2 protein-coding genes are annotated in these 3962 nt (G+C 70.1%); both read right to left on the reverse strand.

Going from position 1 to position 3962, the window contains the following annotated elements; translation table 11 throughout:
- Positions 1-167 precede the first annotated feature (167 nt).
- Positions 168-2045 carry an ABC transporter ATP-binding protein gene (locus IE142_RS29735; protein WP_191888605.1) on the reverse strand — a complete coding sequence of 626 codons (1878 nt, stop codon included), beginning with the start codon at positions 2043-2045 and terminating at the stop codon, positions 168-170.
- Complete coding sequence (locus IE142_RS29740) at positions 2042-3778, reverse strand: ABC transporter ATP-binding protein (protein ID WP_191888606.1); 1737 nt, start codon at positions 3776-3778, stop codon at positions 2042-2044. Before IE142_RS29740 ends, IE142_RS29735 begins: the two co-directional genes overlap by 4 nt.
- Positions 3779-3962 lie beyond the last annotated feature (184 nt).

Consider the following 3962-nt stretch of genomic DNA (forward strand, 5'->3'; position numbering starts at 1 on the left):
CAGGTCTGCGGTGAGCACGAGCGTGCCCTCCCGGGCAGCGTGCCGACGTCGGTCCGCTCGATGACCGTCTCGGACTGCCGGGAGGGCACGCCTTCGTGTGTCCTGCCCTGTGTGACCCTCGGTGTGACCTCCGGATCACCTGGCGGAACCGCGGCCGTGTTCCCTCATCAGGGCGTGGTGACGAACTGGGACGTGTACAGGTCGGCGTAGGCGCCGTCGGCGGCGAGGAGCTCGTCGTGCGTGCCCTGCTCGACGATCCGGCCCCGGTGCATGACGAGGATGAGGTCCGCGTCGCGGATGGTGGACAGCCGGTGCGCGATCACGAAACTGGTGCGGCTCCGGCGCAGCTCCGCCATCGCCTTCTGCACCAGCAGTTCGCTGCGGGTGTCGACCGAACTGGTCGCCTCGTCGAGGATCAGCACGGACGGAGCGGCGAGGAACGCCCGCGCCACGGTGATGAGCTGTTTCTCGCCGGCGCTGATGCCCGCCGCCTCGTCGAGCACCGTGTCGTAGCCGTTCGGCAGCGTCCGCACGAAGTGGTCCACCCGCATCGCCCTGGCCGCGGCCACGATCTCCTCGCGTGTCGCGCCCGGGCGCCCGTACGCGATGTTCTCCGCCACCGTCCCCTCGAACAGCCATGTGTCCTGGAGCACCAGGCCCGTGCGTGAGCGGAGGTCCTCGCGGCTCATCGTCGCGATGCCCACGCCGTCGAGCAGGATCCGCCCGGAGTCGGGCTCGTAGAACCGCATCAGGAGGTTGCCGAGTGTCGTCTTGCCCGCACCGGTCGGTCCCACGATCGCGACCGTCGTCCCCGGTGGCACCGACAGCGAGAAGTCCTCGATCAGTGGGCGGTCCGGCCGGTAGCGGAAGCTGACGTCCCGGAACTCCACGTGGCCGGAGACGGTGGCGAGCCTGGCCGGGGCGACCGGGTCGGCAGACTGCTCGTCGGCGTCGAGGAGGGCGAAGACGCGTTCGGCCGACGCCAGGCCGGACTGGAACTTGCCGACCACCGCGCCGATCTGGCCGGCCTGGTTGCTGAACTGGTTGCTGTACTGCAGGAACGCCTGCACCTCACCGATGGACAGCGCGCCCGAGGCGACCCGCAACATACCGATGACGGCAACGGCGACGTAGTTCAGGTTCGACACGAAGCTCAGCGAGGGTTCGACGGTCGCCGCGAAGAACTGCGCGGAAGAGCCCGCCCGGTACGCCTTCTCGTTGTGCCGGTCGAACTCCGCCTGGCTGTGGGCCTGCCGTCCGAACACCCGGACAAGGGTGTGTCCGGTGTACATGTCCTCGACATGTGTGGCCAGGGCTCCGGTCGCGGCCCATTGCTCGGCGAACCGCGGCCGTGCCCGGGCACTCAGCTTCGCCGCGATCACGGCGCACACCGGAAGGCTCAGCAGCAGCAGAGCCGCCAGCAGCGGCGAGATCACGAACATCACCGCGGTGAGGCCGGTCGCGTACAGGACGGCGGTGCCCAGCTGACTGAACGTCCGCTGGAGCACCTGCTGCAGATTGTCGACGTCGTTGGTGACGCGGCCCAGGAGCTCGCCGCGCGGCTGACCGTCGAAGTAGCCGAGCGGCAGCCGGGCCAGTTTCGCCTCCGCCCGCGTCCGTACGTCCCGGGCGACCGCCTGCACGACGTTCGCCGCGATGCGCTCCTGCACGAAGTTGGCCGCCGACCCGACCGCGTACAGGGCCAGCACCAGCAACAGCACCGACGCCACCGCCGCGAAGTCGATGCCGTGACCGGGTACGAAGTCGACCGTGTCGTACACGGACGCGAGGGTGCCGTGGCCCTCCGTGCGGAGCCGGTCCAGTGCCTGCTCCTTCGTCAGCCCGGCCGGCAGTGACTCGCCGGCCACGCCGGCGACGATCAGGTTCGTGGCGTCGCCGAGGCGGAGCGGGGCGATGATGTTCACCACGACACCGGCGAGGCTCACCAGGAAGGTGACGACGAGGACCGTCCGGTGCGGGCGCATCAGCCGCGCGATCGCCCGCAGCGTCCCCTTCGGGTCGGCGGCCTGCTGCTTGTCGGTCATGCCGCTTCCTCCGCATTGTCGAGCTGGGAGCGCACGATCTCCTGGTACGTCCCGTTCTCCGCCAGCAGTTGCTCGTGTGTGCCCCGGCCCACCACGCGGCCGTCCTCCAGCACGAGGATCAGGTCGGCGTTCCTGATGGAGCCCACCCGCTGCGCGACGATCACCACCGTCGCGTCGGCGAGTTCCGGCGCCAGCGCGCTGCGCACCGCCAGGTCCGTCGCGGCGTCCAGGCCGGAGAAGCAGTCATCGAAGAGGTAGATCCCGGGCCGTCGCAACAGGGTCCGGGCGAGGGCGAGCCGCTGCCGCTGCCCGCCCGAGACGTTCGTGCCGCCCTGGGTGATCTCCGCCTGCAGGCCGCCCGGCATCGCCGCCACGAACTCGCGCGCCTGGGTGATCTCGAGCGCGTGCCAGAGCTCCGCGTCGGTGGCGTTCTCGTTGCCCCAGCGCAGGTTGGACGCGACCGTTCCGGCGAACAGGTAGGGCTGCTGCGCGACCAGGCCCACCGCGAGACTTCGGGCGTCGTCGTCCAGCTCCCGCACGTCGACCCCGTCCACCAGCACCGTTCCGGTCGTGGCGTCGAACATCCGCAGGACCAGGTTCAGCAGGGTGGTCTTGCCGCTCCCGGTGCCGCCGATCACCGCCACGGTCCGGCCGGGCCCGGCGACCAGGTCGATGTCGTGCAGGAACGGCTCCTCCGCGCCGGGATAGCGGAACCCGACGCCGCGCAGTTCCAGATGTCCCGGCCGCGGCCGGGACACGACCGGCCGGGAGGGCGTGGTCATCTCCGGGTCGGTGTCGAGCACGTCACGGATGCGCCGCGCGGCGGCCGCGGCCCTCGGGACCGTGAGCATGACGTACATGGCGATGACCATCGAGGTCAGCACCAGCACGATGTAGCCGAGGAACGCGCTCAGCGCTCCGACCTGGAGAGCACCCGACGCGATCCGCTTCGCGCCGATCCACGCCACCACCACGGTGAACCCGTTGCCCAGCAGCCACACCAGCGGGAACATGCCGGCCGCGAGCCGGCGAACCCTGCGGGTCAGCAGGAACATCTCGGTGTTCACCGCACCGAACCGCTCCTGCTCGTGCCTGTCCCGCACGAACGCGCGGACCACGCGCACGCCGGTGATCTGCTCGCGGAACAACCGGCTCATGTTGTCCATGCCGACCTGTACGCGGTCGTACAGCCGGCTCATCCGGACCAGGATCACCGCCACCACGACCGTCGTCACCGGGATGAGCACGATTACCACCAGCGCCAGCGGCAGGTCCTGGCGCAGCGCGAGCACCACGCTCACCACACACATGATCGGCGCGGTGATGATGCTGCTCAGCCCGTCGGCCGTGAGGGTCTGGACCTGCTGCACGTCGTTGAGTGTCCTGGTGGCCAGCGATGACGTGCCGAAGCGGCCCACGTCGTGCGTGGAGAACCGCTGCACGTGGCGGAACATCGCCGACCGCAGGTCGCGGCCGACCGCGGTGGCGGCACGCGCGGCGAAGTACTCGGCCCCGAGCCGCGCGGCGAGCTGGACCACGACGACCAGCAGCATTGCCGCGCCCAGCCAGACGATCCCCCGCAGCGATCCCACCAGCAGTCCACGGTCGATGACCTGTGCGCTCAGCGTGGGGAGCATGAGGAGCGCGAGCGTCTGCACGATCTGCAGGGCGACGGTGAGCGCGACCCAGGTCCGGTAGGGGCGAAGGCACGTCCTGAGCAGTCGCAAGAGCACGCGGTACTCCGGGAGTCGGGGGCGGTTGACCGCCGGGCGCGTGCGTCCGGCGCGGGCAGCGTCGCCCGGACCGCGTCGGTAATTCCCTAGTGACCCCGGACATTTTTCCGTCCCGACACTAGGAAATTCCGGCTACCCCGAGATCGACACTGCACCAGGGTGTCCGCGAGTGAATGGAACCGAC

This window comes from Streptomyces mutabilis, assembly GCF_014649815.1.
GTDB classification, from domain to species: Bacteria; Actinomycetota; Actinomycetes; order Streptomycetales; family Streptomycetaceae; genus Streptomyces; species Streptomyces mutabilis.